Origin of the sequence: Enterobacter adelaidei (genome assembly GCF_041937165.1) — a bacterium.
In the GTDB taxonomy this organism is placed as follows: Bacteria; Pseudomonadota; Gammaproteobacteria; order Enterobacterales; family Enterobacteriaceae; genus Enterobacter; species Enterobacter adelaidei.
Genome location: NZ_CP154353.1, coordinates 3,236,768 through 3,256,002 on the forward strand (window position 1 = coordinate 3,236,768; position 19,235 = coordinate 3,256,002).

Sequence of the window (19,235 nt, forward strand, 5' to 3'; positions counted from 1 at the left end):
TTTTAGCTCCCATAACGTCATAGCCGTCATTCTCAAGCGCTTCGAGAAGTTCCAGCTCGGGAGCCCTGTTCATTTCATCAAGGATTACCCGTGGAGTGATCCAGTCATTACCAAATTTACGATTATGAGGGTCAGCAGTTTCAACAGGGAAGTTATAGTCCCCGACCGGCGTTGCGCGTGAAACATCTTCCGGCTTACCGATAAATTCACCATCAAGAACCACACGGTGAATGTACTCGACTGCCTGTGGGATTTGGTCTAATGAAAGCTCGTCAATGCTATCAATACCAAAGCGCTGATGAACCATATTGTATGCGTCGTCGTAGCGCAGGCCCTTCTTGCCTACCAACATGTTAACAGCGTCACGCAATGGCGTTCTTTCGCTTACGGTAGTCTTAGCAATGCGAACGGCTTCATTTGCATTACCAGTTACCAGCGCGTCATACGCGCGGATAACCTTCAGTGCGAAAGCTGCACTGATCCACATAGCGTATGAGTAAACCAGCTCTTTGCAGACGTAGGTGCCACCGTAACGGCCTTTTTTAATATCCGTTGGTTTAAAGGTAAGAATTCCTACCTTTAAAATTTCCTCAATCAATTCCTTTGTTTGAGACGTGGCAAGCCAGTGGACAGGTTTGTGCTTTTGCTCACTTCCAGCAGCTTTATGCAGATCATTAAGTGAGTAACGCCCCTCAGCATCCATGTGGATTTTGATGTCAGAAATGACGATGCTGTTGGTGCAATTTACAGTAGATTTAGCTAAACTCTTCATATCAGTTGTCTCGCGATTGACTGGTAAATTAGAAGCCTCGATGGTTGCAGCCATTGGGGCTTCGCTGTTTTTACGCTTTGATAAATCCATCTTCTTTCAGGCTCCTTTCGATGCGCTTGATGACTTCACTATTCAGTGATCTTCCTTCCTCCTTTGCTGCCTTTTTGATTATCTCTTTCAGGTACTTCGGGAAGCGTATCCCTGTTGGCGGAATGTTATGTGCATTTTCCATTTGTTTACTCTCTTCTGGTTGATTCATGTAATGATCAAATACTACATCATGTAGCTATTATGTCAACTCCATTTTTATTACATTATGAAGCTATATACATTCAGGAGGTTTTCATGAAAGGTGCCAGCCAGATCGCCCCGTTTGGGGTTCGCATGCCAGAGGGGCTTAAAGATAAGCTTCATGAGATAGCGAGGAAGAATGGGAGATCACTCAATTCTGAGATCGTGAGGATACTTGACGAGTATGTTAATGGGCCCAAAATTGAGCCTATGGAAAACATATCAGAAGAGGACTTAGACTCACCGCAGAAGCTTCATGAGGTGATTAAAGAGCTAGGAGAAAAAATCATGTTGATGGAAAGTGTTTTCGAGAGAAATTTTCCTGATTATAAACCAGAAAACAAAAAGCCCACCTGAGTGCTCCACGCACCCGCTAGGTTTGTGGTTGACCTCACCAAACTATGTGCAAATTGTGGAGAAAAAGTGATGCTTATAGTAACCTAATACACTTATTTTTAAGATAAAACCAATTGAACTTATGAAAAGTAAAAACATTAATTACATGCCTAGGGTGGATCATCTTAGGCTATACGCTGCACTTCTCGTAATCCTTGTTCACTCTTACATGGCAGCCGGAGGAGGTAATAGTGAAAATTTCTTCATGTTCCCTATCATGTATGGAAGCACAGGTGTAACGCTTTTTCTGGTGCTTAGCGGATTTTTGTTCACTCTAATCTCTGACTTTGGCAATAAAGACATAAAATATTCAAAGTTTATTACCAACAGGATATTGCGCGTTTTCCCTCTTTTAATTCTCGTCTCATTCACGTCAGTGGCGGTGATGAGGGGATCTGTCACGGTCAATGATTTCCTGTCAACATTCCTTTTCTCAAACCTGACAAGCACGCCATTAAGCAAATTCTTTGGTCCAACCTGGACGATAGCAGTTGAGCTGCAGTTCTACTTAATCTTTCCGTTCATCATCGCCTTCGTTCGTAATTCAGGTGTTAAATATCTTTTCGGTTTGATCGCTTTCTGGCTTGTATGGAGAGCACTGATAGTATTCCAGGTAAACCCAGATGGTGTTGCTGTAGATAATAGTTTCTACTACTTAACTATCATTGGAAGGCTAGACCAATTCCTTGTTGGAATGCTTGCAGCGTTTGCATATAGAAGATTTGGGGATGTTCTGAAGAATCCACTGTGTCTTGTAGTTTCATCTATTTTCATTCTTTGCACACTCTACTACATGCCTGTTCTTGGAGTCTGGTACACACCATTGCCAATTAGATCAATGCTGCAAACTTGGGAAGCTATTGCCTGGGCTGCGCTTATTGTATCTTATCTAAAGTGCTCGTTTAGTTTCCTGCCTAAGACTAGTTATGTGTTATCAAAGCTTGGGGAATTGAGTTACTCTGCATATATCACTCACGGCCTTGTTTTATATGTAATTGAAAGAAATAACTGGTGGCTGTCATTTGTATCAATCCCTAACTTGAATGCAATACTCAACGGGTTGCTGGTTGTTTTCCCTCCTGTAATGATAGTTTCATGGCTATCTTTCTCTTTTGTTGAAAAGCCATTCTTAACCTTAAGAAGGTCATATACAACAAATGCACACCAGTAAATACTAAAAATATAATTACTAGCATGTTAAATAAAGCCCAAATGGGCTTTATTTAATTAATATTTGACATGGAGGTTATGTTTTCTTTCTGTCTTTTATTTAAACTAACATGAGCATGTAATGGATATTTTATTCCTATCGCTTCCGCTAAGTGTCCTTGAATTATATGACACCGCTCTAACTTGAATGACACTACCTGACGTTATTTTTTTAATTTTAAATACTGCACTAGGCGTTGAGCCCATGCTATTAAGTAACATATCCTGACCACCATTAATGTACAATGCTATATCTGTAGAATCCGTCGATGCCCCTGACGTTGGTAGTAAATTAACTGCCACTTCAACATTAAACACGTCCTGTGGAAACGTGAAATTGCCAGTTGCAGAATCATAATAGCTAGCCACAAAAACAGCGTCCAAATCTGAATATTCTAGATTGCTCATTCTCAGCGTAGTTAAAGACCCACCGATATATTGTGATGAAGTTGACACATTGAAAGGGTTATAAACTCCATAGTTATAAAAAGAACGAGCTTGAATTGCTTTAAAAATATCACCGCCGTTCACTTTCGGGAAGCTGTCCCTGGATACGTGTATTTTTGAACCAAGAGAGTACAAAACTCTATCAACAATATTGCCGTAGAAGCTGCTATTAATGACACTTATACTCTGCAATGCTTCTGAAGCATCAATAAAATATCCGGAACGGCCGCCAGAAACATAGCCAGTACAATTTACAACATTAAGCATCTGTGTATAGTCATCTTCCGCAACTATACCAGAAGGAGCAGCCTCGCATTTGAATAAATATCCAGTTTCAACATGAGTACCTGACAAAACATATCGTCCATAGGTATTCTTATAATCGGATGTGCTTGTTACCTGGAGTTGTGATAGGAAATTTGGTTGTTGCCCTGAGTAGTTTCCTGTGAACGAACCAGTAAGATAAATTAAAGCGCCACAGTTATAACCAGTAATTTCAGGTTGTGATTCCCAAGATGATTTTCTTGGGTCTCCATCAGGCAGTGACCATTTGTAAGAATAACATTCGTGCCCCACAAATTGTACAATCGTATTAACACCATAGGCCTTGTGGTGTGTAATGCACCATATGCTCCATCCGCCGATTATCTGAATTTCAGAATCGCCAAGAATTCCTCCTGCAGGGTCATTTTTCCATAATGGATCACCAAATGTCCATACACATTTGGCAGACCAAATTTCAGGAGCGATGAAATCAAGGTACCTAGTACGACACCAAATAACTGTATCATAGTTCGTCGCATAATTCATGTTGACACATAGGTTATAGACTTTATTGTAGCCACCATAAAACTTTATTAGATGAGTCCTAGGGGTAGTTGTATCTAGAGGTTCCAGTCTCCCACCTTCAAATCTTATGTTTGTTCTTCTCCCAACCACGATGCTGGATATCTTATAAACCCCGGAAGGAAAAACTACAGTGTAATTGTTGTTTGTCGGTTGCGGTACGTTTGCATCACTTAAAAGATCGAACAACGCTTGTATTATGGCAGTATCATCGGTTACGCCATCACCAGAAGCACCAAAGTCCTTTACGCTAATTACGTCGCCAAGCTTTTCGGTAACGGTGCGATTTATTGATCCTGCAACTCCTTGGGTATAACCTACGAGTTCAGCACCAGCGGGCTCGGCAAGTTGATTAAGTACGTCTTGAGCAGAACCGCTCGCAGGGGCGGTAAACTGGAAATTCCCAGATGCATCACAGGAAAGAACCTTATTTGCCCTATCTGCCGCCGCCGCTAGAGGACTAATGTCTGAGTCTGATACGCGAAGAGTCTTGGTAACGGCATCGGATGCAATTTGTGCGTCTTCGCTGGCTGACTGAGCTGAGTTCTCGGCTGATGATGCTGACGCTGTAGCTGATTCTGATGCTGATGATGCTGTCTGAGCAGACGACAATGCTGATTGAGAGGATGAGGACGCAGAATTTGCGTAAACCTGCGCTGCAGAAGCGCTTGATGAGGCACCATTTGCGCTCTGCGCCGCCTGATCTCTGGAGGCCTGCGCGGCAATGGAAGAGTCCTCTGCACTCTCTGCATATTGCTTTGCAAGGTCAGTATATTCTGGGGCCTTTCTTGCTTCTTCTGTAAATTGTTGGCACTGAGCCGCAGCCACTTCAGCAATGCTTGCGTAACGCTTTGCCTGAGTGGTATCAGAAATTGACATAATGAAATACCTTCAGAAGGTTATTACCGGCCAGTTGCCGTCCAGTAGAATCCATATTCACCAGCAGATTGGTTGGTAAACACAGTGAATGAAGTCTTATTGTTGAAATTACCCATCAATACAGGTGCGTTTATTGTTTCCTGGTGATCGTTTCGATATGTCAACTGAATGCTCAGCCCCGCTGTGACGAAAGGGGTAGGCAATGTAATCGTTACTCCAGCAGAGCCGCCGTTTACAAATGAGTATCCAGTCTGCACGATGATTCCTGACGGCAAGGTGTAATAACCGCTTGATGTTGATACAGAACTAGCAAAGCCATTCATATCAGGAATATCAGTGGAATTAGTGCTACCAACAGTCCTGTATGCCGCTGACCCAAAGTCTGCTGTGATATTTGTCCCGTCACAGTAGATGTAATTGCTATTGCCCTGCTCTACAGACACACCGGATCCTGATGCTGTTTTACAAATAACCGTGAAGTTACCTGTGCATCGATTGCTGACAACCCAACCCTTGACCCATGCCGGGAAAATAATATTGATGTTAGATGTTAGAGTGCCGGTAAGTACGATTCGGTCTTTAGATGCCTGAACAGACGTTAGGGTCTGGCTACTGTTAGTCAGCCCGCTAATGGTGGTTGAACCGTAACTATCTAGGGGCACCCAACCTGTTGTTGCACCGGTGGAAGATTCAGGTGATGTGGCGTTTCCTTCATTAAGGTTAATCCAGTTACCCGTGAGCGCTGAATTCGGTACCACAGCCCCTTTGGGATAGCCACCAATGGCCGTGGCGAAATCAGCTGAGTAAGGGAATGCACCGCCAGCATTTAACCATTGCTGCTGAGCGCTCACTGAAAACAGGACTCCATTCATGTCCTTTCCAGACGGAGGAATACCTCCTGCACTCAAAGGCTGCATTGTGATCGGAGGAAAACCATTATTGAAAGTGGCTACGCCGTTATTGTCAGTAGTAGTGCTTGAATCAACAGGGATGGTGTTTTTAAGCCCATTTACACCAAAAGCTTTAGTAATTCTTGATGGAATATCAGAAGAGTTCATGTCATACCTGCTGAACGATATTTACTGTTACCCCAATAGGGGCAGGAAGAGCGCCTGAGCTCTGAACAATTGCAAGCTCTGCGGTCGAGAGCTGGAACTCGAACACGTAACTCATGACCATCTCACCATCATTTCTGACGTAGCATTTACCGCTTGAACCGAACATAAACATCAGGAGCTTGTTCAGGTTTGGTATGGTGCAATCAGATATATTTGCTGCAGCTTTCATCATGATTAGCTTGCGGTAGATGTCATTTGTGAGGGTTACTGTTGAGGTTAAGAGCTCACCAGAATAGAACGGTGCCTGATTAAACGGCTGGGGGTCATCAATAACTGGAGGCTCAGATGTTGCCTCGTTGAAGCCAAAGTAAATTTGGTTTTCTGTCACCGTCAGCTGCCTGCTGACAACCACGATTTTCCCCCACACGTCCAGCCCATAGGTATCTGCTGTCTGGATGTTCCATACGACGTCATAGAAATCATCGAGAAAGACATCAACACCTACGGCTTCATTGAACGAGTAAATAAGGGATTTAAGTTTCGGGCTGTCGGCGTATTGCGTCAGGATTGTATCCGCGACGTTTATCATGCCAGTGTCACCGAGATGTTTGATGCGTCCAGTGTCGGCACTTCATCAATGCCAAAGGATGCAGATGTTTGATATGTCGTTCCGTCACGGCTGATTGTGATACTGAATATATCCACATTGTCGCTATCTATGGCCTGAACACCTGCATAGTAACGACCGGCATAAATAGTGGAGCCGATGCGTGCTCTTGTGCCGCCGTCTTCACCATTAAATGCGCTAATAATTGCACTTTGTACAAGTGAAGCTATATTCCCAGACAATGCGTTATTGTCAGCCATTTCGACCTTGAAATAGACACTTACAGCTGACGGTGTCTGCCATTTGATTTCATATTCTGGATATGGCTGAGCGTAGTTGACATCATCAACCACCGTGTAAGTGGTATTGCCAACCATTGACGGACCAGGTGGAAGCTTCTGCCAAATCGCCTTTGCGATATCTGCAGATGCGCCACCGTACACACATACGTAGAGAGAATGAGGCTCCAGTGATACGTTAGTGAAACCCTTCGTTACCGTCAGTCCGGTGTTGTTTTGCGTCACGTATGCATCAGTAACACCGCTAACTGCAAGTACGTTTGCGTATACAGCCCCGATCTGGTTGTTGGAGTTACCAGCAACAGACTGCTTACGGCGATACTCAAAGTTAGCGCGGCTCTCCACTTCATTTCCCAGCACACCTGCGGTGGCATTGGTAATGCCTGACCAGCCATTAATTCCACGATAGATTGTATTTAATGCACCAATCGGACATGCAATGGGACCAGTTGCCTGATTCTGGAAGACAACGTTAACTGAACCAGAGGCGGGAATAACGGCATCAGCAAGAGAATAATAAAGGTATCCTGCGTCATCCTGAGCCACGCTTCCGGCAGGAATTGGAACATCTACTAGCCCTGTGCAAGTCGCCGTGACGGTAGTTCCGATGGCTGGGATGCGGTCAATGAAGTAAATCTGCCCGATCGCATCCTGCATACGCCCTTCAGCGAAATCAGGGTTAATCTGGTTTACCAGCCATGCCAGATTGTCATTCTTGTCTCCGATGATTGCCGTATCGCTCATGGCAATCTGTCCCTGCGGAGTCGTCAGACTCTTACTCATCCCTCCGCCCATGGCGGTATCAAGGTCAGTTAATCGCCCGTTGAGAATGTCTATCTCATCAGGAACGGCAATGCCGGTAGCGGAAAACGTGACAGAGGGGACGGCTGTGCTAACTGTTACTTCAGCCATTTGTTACCTCATATGTGGGAGAGAATTCTTTGTGGTGAAAATGACTTGCTATTCGGTATGCAATCGAGGCTCTTTCTGGGCTTCCGAAGGTGCCAAGATGCTTATTTTTTCCGTTTAACCTAATATGCGCTACCCAGTTACCAGTCTTCTTTTGCTGACTAACACCTTTAAAACCACTTGTGTTTGCCTTGGACTTTTCTTTGTTTTTCGCATTTTCAGACCGTGTTGCGAGCCTTAAATTTTCAATTCTGTTGTCCGATCTAATCCTATTGATGTGGTCTACTTCCTGCTCTGGCAGAAAGCCATGAACATAAAACCAAGCAAGTCGATGAGAATGGATTACCTTTCCCATAACCTTAATTTTCCTATAACCATCGGTATCAAGAGTTCCTGCAATATCACCAACGCAAACTCTGCGAGAAGGCTTTTTATTCCACGTAAAACATCCAGTTTTCATGTCATATTTAAGCCATGTCTTTAATTCTTCATGAGTCATCAGAAAACCACCGTTGATGTGATATTGTTTTGGTCTGTTATGGTCATCACGCCGGATGCAAGGCGATCTGCTTTGCCAACCGTGGTAGTGCAGAATGCTGCCTGGACGTATGGAAGCTTTTTGGCTTCAGTAGCCATCTTGGTATTGATGAGCTGAGTACCAGGCCAGTGACCGAGAATGCGCTCGTAATACGGAATCCCCAGCGTGGTGTCATACCAGGGCTCGCCAAGGAAGGTTGAGCACGCGCACGCTACGTCCTGCGCTACTGCATATGGATTGGCAGTAATAGCCATGCTTCCGCTGTCGTCTAGCGTGATATCCCACTGGTCAGTCAAAAGCAGTGATTTGGTGAGCATGTAAACTCCGGGCAATAAAAAACCCGCCGAAGCGGGTTAAGGTGTTGGTGTTCCAGATGTTCCAGTGCCTGGCTCAACCCCTGAAGTTCTGTGTCCGATTAGGGAGATGCTTCCTGCCTGGAAATCAACATCAGAAGTAACTTTATTTTTAAAGTGCGCCGTCCCGCCATAGCTACCCTCACCCTGACCAACCTGCCCATTAAGAAGAATCTCTGGTGCATTTATCTCAGCTCTGCTTTCTGCGTTTATGGAAATAATGTCTCCATTTACGTTAACAACCAGAGGAGAAACGATGTCGATTCCATCATTGGCGAACTTCACATACTGGCTTGGCTCTGCATTCAGCACCCCACCGAGATAGATGGCGTCTGAGTAACTGTGCGTGCGATTTGACCCGGGCAGTGCGGATTGTTTTGTCTTCTTCACTGCCGTGATATCGCGATCGCATATGGCAATAAGGCCAATATCTCCCTCTACGGGAGGCATGATTACGGCGCTGGCACCTCTCTGCAATCGCCAGACAGGAACGCCGTGAATCACCGAGTTCGGAATTAGGTCTCCGCCCCCAGTGAACCCCTCCACCATTGGCTTCACTGACACGACTTCTCCGGATTCATTAACCGAAGTTACGATCGCCAGCGTGATGAATGACTTTCCCATCAGAAACTGATGCATCAGGAATTGCTGAGAGTTCGCATCGGTTGCCGTGTCCTGAGGCCGCGTAGTAAATAGGTTCATTACTGCCTCACTGTTAGCTGTCCGATTGATGCCCACACGATGGTTGCCCACGGAGCGCCTTCGGTCCATGTCGAAAGATGGTGAATTGCCGACTGCACCGTATAAACCCCACTGCCGTTTGGTAATGAGGTTTCTATCTGCACCTTGCGACCTCGCAAAATCAAATCGCTATACTGGCACTGGAAGTTAATCCCGTAGTTACTGAATACCGGGTATCCAATTAAGCCGTGCTCTGGTGATATGAGAGGTATTGTGTCATCGATGCTTCCACCCTGCGGCCAGATGTAAATTGCCCCAAGTCGGAAATCAATCTCGATGCCTGCCGCGTGAGCGCACTGCTGAATCTGCGATATCGGGTTTCCTTCGAAGTAAGGATTTTCAAGCCTCGCCAGAACGCCATTGTTAACCACCGTGTAGCCGATACTTGCCGCTATCGTTGTGATGATTTCTGCAACGCTGGCAATCCCTTCTTTTGAGAAAGGAGGCGCAGTGATTGACTGGTCGAATCCTGTAGAAAAGGCGCTGATTATCAGTGGCGCATCTGGCATCTGGTTCAGGTCGGCAAAGCAGTTGGTGATAGAGCCGAAGAATACCGGCCTGTCATCTGCCCAAACCTTCATCATGTTCTGCTTAGCACCGTTTAACTGGATGCCCTTGTAGCTCAACAGAGCCATGTTTTCGATGCTCAGCCCAAACACCCTTGCTTCCAGCGTGGTTCCCGATATCCCGCCGTAAGCACCTATCTCTATTTCTGCCTTGATGTTGTCGATGGTCAGGATGTCATTTCCTGACCCATCGAAAGCACCGTCTTTCAGCGTGAACTGAAATTTCAGCGTTCTCTTTTTATAGGTCATACTGCCATCTCATCTGCCGTGGCGTAGAGCAGCTTGAATCGCGTCCCAAGCTCGTCATAAACAGGGTCAAGGCTTCCTTTGGTATCAGCGAAGAAAAGCTCGCCCTTAAAGCCCAGATAGGGGTAGCGGACTATCTTGTTGCAGTTATGACAAAGAACACCTTGCGCTATCCACAAATTATCCAGACCAACGTCAATAAACATGCCTGTAGAACGCTGCACGATGCGCAATGTGACCGACTGACCATCAAGGTTGACGCTGACTTCCTGAGCTTTGAGGGGCTTTAGAGAAATGTTTTGCATCAGGATAACCCCGCTACCAGTTCATCAACCGTTGTCGCAAGGTTTTTAATGGCCGATGTTGCCGCGCCATTGATGGCACTTGTCGCTCCAGAAGTTGCATTGCTAACGGCGTTTGTGACAGATGTTGCGACGGTTGTTGCAGCACTGGATACTGACTCTTTCAGGCCAGTTAGCGCACCTTTGACATCTTCAAGAGTTGAGTTGGTGGCTGTTGAGTTTGCTTTCTCCGTAACGACGCTGGATGCCTTGCTTGTGCCGTTTGATGTAGTGTTGCTATTGGCTGTAGTGCTTGTCAGGGTTACTTCAGCTTCCTGCAAAACAGCCTGGAAGATGGCTTCCACAGTCAGAAGTGTCACATCGCGATCTGATGTCCGGTAATTGTATCGAACCATGTCGTAATCTTCGTATGTTGTATCAGGAGTCTCAATGTCGTACACCTGCGCATCAGCAACCATAGCATCAAGGGCGGCAAGCATGTCTGAGCGACTCGTCAGAGTGAAGTTGGTCAGGTTTGGTATGCTTCCGCTAAATCCCGTCCATCCCTCCAGCGTAAACAGCACCCGGATAATTGGCGGACGTTTTACCTTGTTAAAACTACTGTAAGAACCCTGCTCAATTGGAGCCGATACGACAGAAGCATCAGCCCCATACTCAATCCCAAGGAACGAGGACGGAGACAATGCCCTTAAGCCTGATTTCAGGTAAATACCGTAACCAGGCGAAAGGGTACTGTTGATAATGGAAAAGATGTTGCCGCTGTTTATCGCGCTGAGTAGCGTTGTTTCGTTCAGTGAAAAGGCCATATTATCCCTGCCCTGACATCGCTGGATTCACCAGGCGGTTTCTCTGAAGGTTTCTCTGGATATCAGCGCCAAGCGCATTGGCATTGCCTGCCGATGTCTGCATGTCGATTTTACCGATGTTGATGTTGGTCTGGCTTCCGGCAGCTGCTGGCATGTTGCGAGATGCAGATGAGCCTGCGCCTAGCTGAATTCCGCCCATGATGTCAGATGAGCTGATGTAGCCCTTACCGTTCTCATGGTCGATAATGCCCTTCATCAACCTTGCAATTGTCGCTGTGTCTCCTGAATCCAGAACCTCGTTAGCGCCTTTTCCTGTCGCTTTGGTGAGCGCAGAGATATATGAATCAACGTTGTTGTTGTCTGATGCAGGAGCGTAGGTTTTGACAATAGAAGAGAGAGTGTTGATTCCTTTCTTGAAATAAATCTGGAGCTGTTTATAGAGTGCTGCAATGCCGTGCTGCATGCTCTCAAATACAGCAAACCTCCCACCTTCTCCACCCTCTTTGGTTGCTCCGGCTTGGTTAGCGAAATTAAGGTTGCCAGGGTTGTTGTTACGAATTCCGCGAGGAGCTGATTTTGGTGCAATCCATCCCCCCATACTTTCGTCGTAGCTCCAGCCCGCCTGCAGCTTTTCCATATCCGTTTTCGGAATATTGCTACCAACACCACCAATAGAAGAAAGCTCTTCCGTTGTGTTTGGGGTGTTGTTTGCAGGAACAAGCATCAGTAGCCAGGGGTTTTTAGCAACAATGCCAACTAGGTTTGCCGCAAGCCCACCGAGAGAGCCACCAACACGAGCTATCGCGCCAACCATTCCAAGCGCCCACTTGCCAACTACAAAGGCCAGCAGAATCTCTAACGCGTTCTCCAGGCCGCCTACTGCATCAACAACCTTGCTGATTTCGTCCGCCGTATCGGAGAAGAATTTGCTGATTTCTGGACCGTGGGTGCTAATCCATATCCCGAACTTCTCAATCAGCGGAATGAGCTTCTCGATGTATGGAATCAGAGCTTCGTACAGCACTTGGGACGCTGCAGCAAAGTTCTGCTTCATCTCCTGCAGGCGGCGGTTAAACTCCAGCGCCTTTCTGGTTGCTTCATCGGTTGCGCGGGATATCTTCGCAAAGCGATCTGCATCCTGAACCAGAGAACCATTAGCAAGACCCTGCTGAGTGGCATTATCAAAGCCAAACATCCCACCAAATCTGCGCTGAGCGTCTTTGCTCAACTTGCCCCAGTTGCTGGCAATCTTGCGCATGATTTTTTCGGCGTTGTCGTTCTGGTAGTCGAAGTTGGCGCCTGTTGCACCGGCGAATGACGCCAGAGCACCGAAAAGCGGGTCATCCTGGCCGCCACCGGTACGAATGTTTGTCAGCGTCTTCTGGAAGTTGCCCAGCGTACCTGCCATGCGTTCTGCAGTTGAACCGGCTGCCGCCGCTGCCCTCTCCCACCCATCAAGAGACTTAGCTGAGATATCCAGAGCACGTGATTCAATCCCCAACCGCATCAAATCAGATGTCATGTTGGTGATGAAGGTCTTAATGCCCTGCGCCGATAAAGTAACGCCTACTAGCGCAAGTAATTCTGTTCGGATTGAGCCAAAAAATGAGGCCGCTCTTTTACCCGCGGCCTCCATGTCTTTAGCTGTCTGGTCAGCATTCTTTCTGGTATCGTCCAGGCCTTTTTTTACTTCTGTCTGGCCTTTCTTGAATCCGGAAGAGTCAAGACCAAGAGTGACTACCAGTGAGTCAATAATAGTTGGCATCAGCCATTCTCCTGAGCCCTGTTGATGACCATTTGGTTGTAATTGTCGACTGTGATTATCTCAAGCCACCACCACATATCCTCTACGCCAAGCGTTGTGCTCAGTTCCGTCAGCGAGCATTTGCCCGACGACAGAACCGTCGCTATTGTTTTAGGTACGTTGGCATAGTCGGTCAGGCCAGCGATTTGCTGACCCATTACCGGAGGGATGTCTAACTGGCGGCGGCGGTCAAAAAATCGACGTGCAGCTTAAAGACTTCACCGCGAAGTTTCAGTCGAGTCATAACTTCTTCAGTGTCATCATCAATCAGTGGTCGCTTGATGTTTTGATCTGCTGGGTTTGGTACTGCCTGAACGCACTTCATCAGCTCGTCCAGGAGAGGCCGTGCATCCTCTGGAGGGATTTTAGCCACCATTTCGAGGCCGACTTTCGCCATGCCTGCCATACCCATATCTGAAAAGTTATCCGGAAGATTAACGCCGTTTTTAGCCATTGCCAGTCCGGCACGAATTGCCCACCACTCAGCCTGAGTAGCTGACATTTCGCGAATGTAGAAAACCTTCCCATGGTCTCGGCCTTTATCTTCGACGGTGTAGAAAATCTCTTTGCGTGCCATGTTAGTCCTTATGCGTTGTACGCTTCGCCCACGACTGATTCCCAATTGATTTGGAAGGTCATTGCCTGCAGTACGCGCTGCGCATCAGGGATGGCTTTTACGCGTTGCAGAATGCCGTTGGTCAGCGTGAACTTGCGACTAATCGCCGGGAGAATGATTGTTGCGTTGCAGCGGAATACTGCCTTCGATGTCAGTGACGTCAGTTGCCAGGTCTCGAACAGTTCACGAGATGGGCTGTCTGGCATGATTGTGATCGTCTGCAGATATTCACCGAAAACGAAACCGCCAGAGAGCTTGCCGTCAGCACCACGGACGGAAACCGCCATTTCTGTATCACCCAGAGCAAACATCGCGTCCGCTGCGTATCCCTCAAGCGTTTGAGCGCTGGGGAACAGGTTAGTAACAGTGAGGGCAAAGATTGAATCAGCGCTTGTAATAGTGTTGGACATTTATTGCACCTCAATGCTTGCGAGAGTGATTTTCTGCACGCAACCGCCGTCGCAGTACCACAGGGTCATGCTAGGGCTTGTGCGCTCCTGACGCTGCGTAGGGGTGGCGTCTGCAATATACAGGTAGTAACCCTTAGCAATCAGCGATGGAGAGATGTCAGCGCCTACTGCGTTCTGAATCTCGGAAATCTGAGAGCTGGACAGTGTTACGCCAGTGCGGATACCGCCAAAGGTGATGCCCTGATTCAGGGTATCGGAGAAGGACGCCTCGATGATTGCCTTTCCGCGTGCGTTGTATGGAATGCTGCGGTTGGACTGGAACAGCTCGATAGCGTCCTGCATCAGGTTGGCATTCAGCCAAATCTGGAAGCAGAATGAGTCAAACCACTTGAAGTCACCAGTAATGGTGCCATCGGCCCAGTAACGGGTGTCGTAGTTATTCGCAGTGTACGCGCCGTAGAAGTTGTAACCGTTGGCAATCAGCGCGTCGTAATTTGCTGATGTGGTCACTTCCGGCAGCAAGCCGCCGAGTGAGCGGAACTTGAATGGAACGCGTCCTTCCTGGCGGTCAAAGTCAAGAGATGCGGCATAACCAATCACGCTAGCTGCATGCGACTGATTTCCGTAAACAGGGATTACGTTGGAATAGTCGTGTACGACAATGATTTTGTACGCCAGCGTGTCGGTTGAGCCAGATACCAGCGCGGATTCTTCCAGCGTGAATGGCACGTAGACGAACCGGTAATTCTGACCATTTACCCAGGCTGAGAAGTCCAGCGCTTCCTGCTCGGTAGGCGTGAAGGAAGTCGTGAAGATTGCCCAGTTCTGAGAGCTATCAAGCACTGACTGCATCGCCGTGGTGACCACTGCTGCATCTGCGCCCTGTGACAACTGAGCGCCAGTTGCGGCTGTCAGTTTCAGGCCAGCAGAAAGAGTGCCGGTTGCGTAAGTAATGGTGCTCGCTGCGCCATCAGTAGCGCTGGTGATGATGAAGCGCTTCTGGGTGGTGTCGTACTCAACAGTAACACTTGAGCCGATGCCCGTCTCAATCAGGTCAGCAGCCATGGCAAAGCTTGTTGCCGTGCTCAGGTCGATACTGGCTGAGGTGTGCGCAGTACCGTCAACGGTTAAGGTCAATACACCGCTCAGCAGTTTTAGCTGGTCTAACGTTACTGCCGCCATTGAGCCTGAGCGTAACCATGCTGCGGCTGCTTCGGGGTTAAACCGTGCAAACAGCAATGCGCCCGGTGTCTTGGTTGAATTGTCGTAGCCCTGAAAATACACTTCAGCCATGCTGAATTCTGGTGATGCACTACCGAAATAGGCCGCTACGTCTTCTTTATTCGTGAATGTGATAACACTCCCCACCGGAGCATAAGCGCTGTCGGTAAGGATGAGGCCATTCAAGTCAAGCGCTGAACCGCCAGCAGGCAAAACGCCAGGGTTAATCTGGACGTCCTTTCTTAATGGGATTGCCATTTATTAACTCTCCGGAGGGTATTTTAAATCTGCGGCAATAACGCCGACTGTAATGCTGTCCATGAAGTCCTGGCGTGTGGTAACAGACGGGTTGAATTGCCCGATGAATTCCATCGTCCAGCGGCCTTCGTATTGTTGCTCGCCGTTTATCATCGTTGTCTGATGAGGGTCTGAGCAGTAAAGAGGGGTGATGGCGTTGCCATTTTGTCTGAACCATTCACAGGCAAAGTCTGAGCGGATTAACGTACCGATGATTGCAGCGTTATCAGCCGCGCTCTCACCGTAACAGTCAATCTGACAAGGCCATTGCGTGCTGCGCTGATTGAGCTGTTTGCCTTCGCCATACACGCCGTTGTCGTCGTATTTGACGCGGTTGGTAGACAGTCCTATCTGCTTTAATGGCGTCATGATGATGAAGTCATTAAGCGGCATTGGCGTGAGGTTTTGCTGACCTACCAAAACGTTGTCGATGGTGAGTCCGGTGATATCCATCAGAAACGCCTGCAGCGCGATGCGCAGGTCAAGCTCGGTGATGTCTACTGTGGCTGTCATGGTGACCTCTGCAGGTTAACAATCACTCGGCACCAGTCAGGCCATAACTCAGGAACTTTCACCACCAACCACTGCTGACCGTTCACAACGAGAATATCGCCACCCTTTTGATCTGGTCGGTTTACACCGTTGAAGTTCCCATTCAGATACGCACTTTTCAGGATGCCCTGAATGTTGATGGCATCTACCTGTCGTAAGTCTGTTGACGATAGCTCCTGCATCTGCACTTCAACATCAACGTTGCTGTACGTCTGCTCTCGCTTTCCGCCAGGTAAAGTAGTGAAACCGGTATTAATCCGGAACACGCCATTTACGTTGGGGTTTATTGCTCTCGTGGCGCTATTGGCTATGCCTCTCAGGTTCATACGCCATCCTTAATGTCGTAATCGACGCTGTTTAGCATGTGGGATGTTTCAATAAGTGGCTTAGAGAAGCCCTTTTTGGCGATCGTAACTGGAGATAGAGCAGGCTCCATCAAATCTCTGATTGAGCCTTGCAGTTGCCCTTTAATATGCTCACCCATCAGCCCCAGCATCGTTTCTGCGTCGTAACCGGTAGCCTCGGCTATCTTCGCAATATCCTGCGGCCATTCAGGTGACTTTTCGGCGATCATGTTCCGGAAGAATGGGCGTGGTGGCCTGTTCATTGCCGGGTCGCCATATTCGTTGGCTGCGGCAACCATTGGGACAGATTGTCCGTCAGGGTATGTTGCCCCTTCAAGAAATCCGACCCTTAGCGTTTTACCGTCGCCAAGCTTTTCCGCAAGTTCAGCAAGTTTCGCCTCTAAAGCTGCGCCACCACTAAACGTGGTCATGCTCACCTCCGGGTAACTGGCCTGCGGTAATAATGTCCGGGATAGAATGAAGGTGATGCGCCAGGAACGTATTTAAACGTTCTGTAAGGAGCGGTAGCCTGCCAGTAAGCAGCGCCGTAAGGTGTCTGCAGATACCACCATGACGATAGGCTTACAGGAACCTCACCGGTAGACACTGACACAGACCCTTCAGATGCACTCGCAACCCTGCCGACAAGTCCGGATGGCTTCTGACCACCCACACCTGAATTCAGGGCTGCAATGTGCGCCACGAGCATATTCAGATACACCGCACGCACATTCACATCGGTAACAGGACTGCAACCAGTGTTATCAAGGTAGACCGTTGCCTCAACGAAAAACGCATTCAGCAGCGTGTCACTTACCGTGTCAAACTCGGGGTAACGCTCACGGAATGCGTTAATGTCGAAAACAACGATCGCCATGATTACTTACCGTCCGATTTTTCAATGCCAGGCATTGGCTTATCCTGAGGCAGCCCTTCAAGGCCAGATTTGACCTTGGCATTCTCGGAGGCTTTTGCCTGTGCGCTGTTGGCTTTTGCCTGAGCAAAAACGAGTTCATTCACGACGTAAGGTTGCTCTTTATGAACTGAAAGCCACTTCTCGAACGCATCCTTGTCTACGCCATCGGTCAGACCATAACCGCCAATGACATTGGCAGAATTGGAGCCATTCAGCGTTACCGTGTAGCCATCTTGCTCAACAATCAGGCCATTAGGAAGTTTGCAACCTACTACGATAGTCTCTGCCATGAATTAAACCCCGATCATGCTGGCGATGCCCAGCGGTTGACGAATGATTGCACCCCATGTGCCGCCTGATTTCTTCTGCTTCCAGCTGGATTCTTCAACCACAACTGCGTGCGCACGCATCTTCTCGGTGAAGGCCGCATAGGCAGTGTCTTTCTCACCAAGGCGATCTGCAATCAGCTGTACGAGCTCACCCGCATCAGTTGAATACTCAACTGCAGTTTCAACACGCAGGTTAGGGAAGTTTTTCTTCAGCAGGTCAGACACGTTGACGTTGTACATGTTGGTATTGGTCAGGTTCACTTCTGCAGAAGGAGACATGGCAAGAGTCATGGGGTCAGTACGCTCAATCAGACCCTTGGTTTGAGAAACCAGTTGGCCGTACAGTTTGACGATGTCGTCATACACCGCCTGACCATCTTTGGTTGACCAAGTTACAGCGCCGCCAGTGCCGGTTGCATTTGGCGTGATTGATGCCGTCAAAGAAGGGTCATTCAGCAGGCCATAGTTCATCAGTCCGTCGATACCGAAGAAGTAGGACTTGTTCTGGAACTTATTCAGCACCAGAGCAGATGCTACGTTAAGCTCTGCCGCGTAACCGATACGTGCCGCGCCGTACATATCCAGCTCACGCTCGCCCCAACGGGTATGAGTCTGGTAATGGTAAGACTGGCGAGGAACCCAGTTAACGTTAGCCGCAGTCATGCCGTTGTTATTGAAGTCGCCATATGAGCTGGTCTCACCGGTGCTTTCAACGATTGGGAACTGCGCGGTAAGGGTAGTCCAGTCGCCTTTCTTCACTTCACCAATGATTTCAGCTGCTTTCATTGGCGTGACCAGAACTCGGATCAGTTCAGGGTCAACGTAGTTGGTGAAGTAGGCAGGGATACCTGCGTTGTTCGCGGTAACCATGGTTGGCTGGGCATCCATAGCCATCTGATAGTTTTCTGCAAAGTCAGGCTTCAGGTAGTCTTTCGCGCCCGGCATAATGATGCCGTATTTGCCGCTAGCAGCGGAATAGTGTTTCTGAAATTCGTTCATTACTTGCTCCAGGTGCTGATTTTGACCAGTTCGCCTGCATCACAAGCGCTACCAGCATAGAAAGGCGTTTCGACTGCGCCGGAAATGGTTGCTCCTGCTGCACCGGTTTTAATGGTGCCGTCAGCAAGCACAGCAAAGATTTTCTGTCCGCGTGTTGCTGCGGTGGCGGTGCGTGCCCAGAAGTCGCCAGCAGTCATCAGTGTTACTTCACGGCCTGGCTGAATGAGCATTGAAGCTTCGCCAAGCCATACAGTGATTGAAGCCTGACCGTCGCGATGAACGAACCCAGAAGGTGCGCCGGTACCAGTATTGGATGCAACACCATCAACCGCCCACGCAAAGCGCCCAACGGTCAGACCGCTAGTGCCAGCTACCAATGCTGCTTCGCCAGCCAGGAAAGTGGCGTGAGGGTTGGTGCTCGCAAAGCCACCTTCAACACCCGGTGCTGGGTATTGGTTAATTACACTCTGAAAACCTGCCAT

General features: G+C 48.1%; 24 protein-coding genes and 1 pseudogene. 2 read left to right on the top strand and 23 right to left on the bottom strand.

What is annotated here, in order from left to right:
• Nucleotides 1-186 precede the first annotated feature (186 nt).
• A pseudogene (locus AAHF05_RS15640) lies at nucleotides 187-772 on the bottom strand (KilA-N domain-containing protein); the annotation flags it as partial.
• Nucleotides 773-842: 70 nt separating this feature from the next.
• The gene (locus tag AAHF05_RS15645) at nucleotides 843-1,031 is read right to left on the bottom strand and encodes an Arc family DNA-binding protein (RefSeq protein WP_241697886.1); all 189 of its coding nucleotides are present in this window, start codon (nucleotides 1,029-1,031) and stop codon (nucleotides 843-845) included.
• 86 nt (nucleotides 1,032-1,117) lie between these two features.
• On the opposite strand from AAHF05_RS15645, the gene AAHF05_RS15650 reads away from it, so the two are divergent.
• Nucleotides 1,118-1,420, top strand: coding sequence for an Arc family DNA-binding protein (locus AAHF05_RS15650; protein ID WP_129324719.1), 303 nt, complete (start codon nucleotides 1,118-1,120; stop codon nucleotides 1,418-1,420).
• A 121-nt stretch (nucleotides 1,421-1,541) separates the two neighbouring features.
• Nucleotides 1,542-2,630 (top strand): acyltransferase, encoded by a 1,089-nt coding sequence (locus AAHF05_RS15655; RefSeq protein ID WP_129324720.1) that lies wholly within the window; start codon nucleotides 1,542-1,544, stop codon nucleotides 2,628-2,630.
• 104 nt (nucleotides 2,631-2,734) lie between these two features.
• Here AAHF05_RS15655 and AAHF05_RS15660 read toward each other — a convergent pair whose 3' ends face one another.
• The 21 genes from AAHF05_RS15660 to AAHF05_RS15760 all read right to left on the bottom strand — a co-directional run bounded on the left by AAHF05_RS15660 (nucleotide 2,735) and on the right by AAHF05_RS15760 (nucleotide 19,235).
• Nucleotides 2,735-4,840 (bottom strand): glycosyl hydrolase family 28-related protein, encoded by a 2,106-nt coding sequence (locus tag AAHF05_RS15660; RefSeq protein WP_374936357.1) that lies wholly within the window; start codon nucleotides 4,838-4,840, stop codon nucleotides 2,735-2,737.
• A gap of 23 nt (nucleotides 4,841-4,863) precedes the next feature.
• The gene (locus tag AAHF05_RS15665) at nucleotides 4,864-5,898 is read right to left on the bottom strand and encodes a hypothetical protein (RefSeq protein WP_251853683.1); all 1,035 of its coding nucleotides are present in this window, start codon (nucleotides 5,896-5,898) and stop codon (nucleotides 4,864-4,866) included.
• A 1-nt stretch (nucleotide 5,899) separates the two neighbouring features.
• Complete coding sequence (locus AAHF05_RS15670; protein ID WP_374936358.1) at nucleotides 5,900-6,487, bottom strand: DUF2612 domain-containing protein; 588 nt, start codon at nucleotides 6,485-6,487, stop codon at nucleotides 5,900-5,902.
• Complete coding sequence (locus AAHF05_RS15675) at nucleotides 6,484-7,716, bottom strand: baseplate J/gp47 family protein (protein WP_374936359.1); 1,233 nt, start codon at nucleotides 7,714-7,716, stop codon at nucleotides 6,484-6,486. Before AAHF05_RS15675 ends, AAHF05_RS15670 begins: the two co-directional genes overlap by 4 nt.
• The gene (locus AAHF05_RS15680) at nucleotides 7,709-8,212 is read right to left on the bottom strand and encodes an HNH endonuclease (RefSeq protein WP_374936360.1); all 504 of its coding nucleotides are present in this window, start codon (nucleotides 8,210-8,212) and stop codon (nucleotides 7,709-7,711) included. Before AAHF05_RS15680 ends, AAHF05_RS15675 begins: the two co-directional genes overlap by 8 nt.
• Nucleotides 8,212-8,568 (bottom strand): hypothetical protein, encoded by a 357-nt coding sequence (locus tag AAHF05_RS15685; protein WP_374936361.1) that lies wholly within the window; start codon nucleotides 8,566-8,568, stop codon nucleotides 8,212-8,214. The genes AAHF05_RS15680 and AAHF05_RS15685 overlap by 1 nt, the downstream gene beginning before the upstream one ends.
• Before the next feature lie 36 nt (nucleotides 8,569-8,604).
• Nucleotides 8,605-9,243 carry a Gp138 family membrane-puncturing spike protein gene (locus AAHF05_RS15690; RefSeq protein WP_241697887.1) on the bottom strand — a complete coding sequence of 213 codons (639 nt, stop codon included), beginning with the start codon at nucleotides 9,241-9,243 and terminating at the stop codon, nucleotides 8,605-8,607.
• Nucleotides 9,244-9,305: 62 nt separating this feature from the next.
• Entirely contained in the window at nucleotides 9,306-10,160 is an 855-nt protein-coding gene (locus AAHF05_RS15695) for a hypothetical protein (RefSeq protein ID WP_129324723.1), read from the bottom strand.
• A complete protein-coding gene (locus tag AAHF05_RS15700; protein WP_129324724.1) occupies nucleotides 10,157-10,462 on the bottom strand; it encodes a phage baseplate plug protein in 306 nt (101 codons plus the stop codon). Before AAHF05_RS15700 ends, AAHF05_RS15695 begins: the two co-directional genes overlap by 4 nt.
• Nucleotides 10,462-11,265, bottom strand: a complete 804-nt coding sequence (locus tag AAHF05_RS15705; protein WP_129324725.1) for a hypothetical protein — start codon at nucleotides 11,263-11,265, stop codon at nucleotides 10,462-10,464. Before AAHF05_RS15705 ends, AAHF05_RS15700 begins: the two co-directional genes overlap by 1 nt.
• Nucleotide 11,266: 1 nt before the next feature.
• Entirely contained in the window at nucleotides 11,267-13,030 is a 1,764-nt protein-coding gene (locus AAHF05_RS15710) for a hypothetical protein (protein ID WP_374936362.1), read from the bottom strand.
• Nucleotides 13,031-13,241: 211 nt separating this feature from the next.
• A complete protein-coding gene (locus AAHF05_RS15715; protein ID WP_115181344.1) occupies nucleotides 13,242-13,646 on the bottom strand; it encodes a hypothetical protein in 405 nt (134 codons plus the stop codon).
• Between the two features lie 8 nt (nucleotides 13,647-13,654).
• Nucleotides 13,655-14,095, bottom strand: coding sequence for a phage tail fiber protein (locus tag AAHF05_RS15720; protein ID WP_234015586.1), 441 nt, complete (start codon nucleotides 14,093-14,095; stop codon nucleotides 13,655-13,657).
• Nucleotides 14,096-15,574: a DUF3383 domain-containing protein gene (locus tag AAHF05_RS15725; RefSeq protein WP_374936363.1), complete on the bottom strand. Its 1,479-nt coding sequence runs from the start codon at nucleotides 15,572-15,574 to the stop codon at nucleotides 14,096-14,098. It abuts the gene before it with no gap.
• Between the two features lie 3 nt (nucleotides 15,575-15,577).
• The gene (locus tag AAHF05_RS15730; protein WP_206737115.1) at nucleotides 15,578-16,126 is read right to left on the bottom strand and encodes an LIC_12616 family protein; all 549 of its coding nucleotides are present in this window, start codon (nucleotides 16,124-16,126) and stop codon (nucleotides 15,578-15,580) included.
• Entirely contained in the window at nucleotides 16,123-16,491 is a 369-nt protein-coding gene (locus tag AAHF05_RS15735; RefSeq protein ID WP_097540760.1) for a hypothetical protein, read from the bottom strand. The genes AAHF05_RS15730 and AAHF05_RS15735 overlap by 4 nt, the downstream gene beginning before the upstream one ends.
• Nucleotides 16,488-16,940, bottom strand: coding sequence for a hypothetical protein (locus AAHF05_RS15740; RefSeq protein WP_062676983.1), 453 nt, complete (start codon nucleotides 16,938-16,940; stop codon nucleotides 16,488-16,490). The genes AAHF05_RS15735 and AAHF05_RS15740 overlap by 4 nt, the downstream gene beginning before the upstream one ends.
• A gap of 2 nt (nucleotides 16,941-16,942) precedes the next feature.
• Nucleotides 16,943-17,386, bottom strand: coding sequence for a DUF4054 domain-containing protein (locus AAHF05_RS15745; RefSeq protein ID WP_374936364.1), 444 nt, complete (start codon nucleotides 17,384-17,386; stop codon nucleotides 16,943-16,945).
• A gap of 2 nt (nucleotides 17,387-17,388) precedes the next feature.
• Nucleotides 17,389-17,715 (bottom strand): hypothetical protein, encoded by a 327-nt coding sequence (locus tag AAHF05_RS15750; RefSeq protein WP_013098045.1) that lies wholly within the window; start codon nucleotides 17,713-17,715, stop codon nucleotides 17,389-17,391.
• A gap of 3 nt (nucleotides 17,716-17,718) precedes the next feature.
• Nucleotides 17,719-18,753, bottom strand: a complete 1,035-nt coding sequence (locus tag AAHF05_RS15755; protein WP_374936365.1) for a DUF2184 domain-containing protein — start codon at nucleotides 18,751-18,753, stop codon at nucleotides 17,719-17,721.
• The gene (locus tag AAHF05_RS15760; protein WP_044157985.1) at nucleotides 18,753-19,235 is read right to left on the bottom strand and encodes a hypothetical protein; all 483 of its coding nucleotides are present in this window, start codon (nucleotides 19,233-19,235) and stop codon (nucleotides 18,753-18,755) included. Before AAHF05_RS15760 ends, AAHF05_RS15755 begins: the two co-directional genes overlap by 1 nt.

What these genes read in the sequence shown, in the direction of transcription:
- AAHF05_RS15705 (WP_129324725.1), bottom strand. Translation starts at nt 11,265, where the DNA reads ATGGCCTTTTCACTGAACGAAACAACGCTACTCAGCGCGATAAACAGC.
- AAHF05_RS15715 (WP_115181344.1), bottom strand. Translation starts at nt 13,646, where the DNA reads ATGGCACGCAAAGAGATTTTCTACACCGTCGAAGATAAAGGCCGAGAC.
- AAHF05_RS15655 (WP_129324720.1), top strand. Translation starts at nt 1,542, where the DNA reads ATGAAAAGTAAAAACATTAATTACATGCCTAGGGTGGATCATCTTAGG.
- AAHF05_RS15745 (WP_374936364.1), bottom strand. Translation starts at nt 17,386, where the DNA reads ATGGCGATCGTTGTTTTCGACATTAACGCATTCCGTGAGCGTTACCCC.
- AAHF05_RS15675 (WP_374936359.1), bottom strand. Translation starts at nt 7,716, where the DNA reads ATGGCTGAAGTAACAGTTAGCACAGCCGTCCCCTCTGTCACGTTTTCC.
- AAHF05_RS15725 (WP_374936363.1), bottom strand. Translation starts at nt 15,574, where the DNA reads ATGGCAATCCCATTAAGAAAGGACGTCCAGATTAACCCTGGCGTTTTG.
- AAHF05_RS15735 (WP_097540760.1), bottom strand. Translation starts at nt 16,491, where the DNA reads ATGAACCTGAGAGGCATAGCCAATAGCGCCACGAGAGCAATAAACCCC.
- AAHF05_RS15755 (WP_374936365.1), bottom strand. Translation starts at nt 18,753, where the DNA reads ATGAACGAATTTCAGAAACACTATTCCGCTGCTAGCGGCAAATACGGC.
- AAHF05_RS15685 (WP_374936361.1), bottom strand. Translation starts at nt 8,568, where the DNA reads ATGCTCACCAAATCACTGCTTTTGACTGACCAGTGGGATATCACGCTA.
- AAHF05_RS15650 (WP_129324719.1), top strand. Translation starts at nt 1,118, where the DNA reads ATGAAAGGTGCCAGCCAGATCGCCCCGTTTGGGGTTCGCATGCCAGAG.
- AAHF05_RS15670 (WP_374936358.1), bottom strand. Translation starts at nt 6,487, where the DNA reads ATGATAAACGTCGCGGATACAATCCTGACGCAATACGCCGACAGCCCG.
- AAHF05_RS15665 (WP_251853683.1), bottom strand. Translation starts at nt 5,898, where the DNA reads ATGAACTCTTCTGATATTCCATCAAGAATTACTAAAGCTTTTGGTGTA.
- AAHF05_RS15700 (WP_129324724.1), bottom strand. Translation starts at nt 10,462, where the DNA reads ATGCAAAACATTTCTCTAAAGCCCCTCAAAGCTCAGGAAGTCAGCGTC.
- AAHF05_RS15690 (WP_241697887.1), bottom strand. Translation starts at nt 9,243, where the DNA reads ATGCATCAGTTTCTGATGGGAAAGTCATTCATCACGCTGGCGATCGTA.
- AAHF05_RS15710 (WP_374936362.1), bottom strand. Translation starts at nt 13,030, where the DNA reads ATGCCAACTATTATTGACTCACTGGTAGTCACTCTTGGTCTTGACTCT.
- AAHF05_RS15730 (WP_206737115.1), bottom strand. Translation starts at nt 16,126, where the DNA reads ATGACAGCCACAGTAGACATCACCGAGCTTGACCTGCGCATCGCGCTG.
- AAHF05_RS15750 (WP_013098045.1), bottom strand. Translation starts at nt 17,715, where the DNA reads ATGGCAGAGACTATCGTAGTAGGTTGCAAACTTCCTAATGGCCTGATT.
- AAHF05_RS15660 (WP_374936357.1), bottom strand. Translation starts at nt 4,840, where the DNA reads ATGTCAATTTCTGATACCACTCAGGCAAAGCGTTACGCAAGCATTGCT.
- AAHF05_RS15740 (WP_062676983.1), bottom strand. Translation starts at nt 16,940, where the DNA reads ATGACCACGTTTAGTGGTGGCGCAGCTTTAGAGGCGAAACTTGCTGAA.
- AAHF05_RS15645 (WP_241697886.1), bottom strand. Translation starts at nt 1,031, where the DNA reads ATGAATCAACCAGAAGAGAGTAAACAAATGGAAAATGCACATAACATT.
- AAHF05_RS15680 (WP_374936360.1), bottom strand. Translation starts at nt 8,212, where the DNA reads ATGACTCATGAAGAATTAAAGACATGGCTTAAATATGACATGAAAACT.
- AAHF05_RS15760 (WP_044157985.1), bottom strand. Translation starts at nt 19,235, where the DNA reads ATGGCAGGTTTTCAGAGTGTAATTAACCAATACCCAGCACCGGGTGTT.
- AAHF05_RS15695 (WP_129324723.1), bottom strand. Translation starts at nt 10,160, where the DNA reads ATGACCTATAAAAAGAGAACGCTGAAATTTCAGTTCACGCTGAAAGAC.
- AAHF05_RS15720 (WP_234015586.1), bottom strand. Translation starts at nt 14,095, where the DNA reads ATGTCCAACACTATTACAAGCGCTGATTCAATCTTTGCCCTCACTGTT.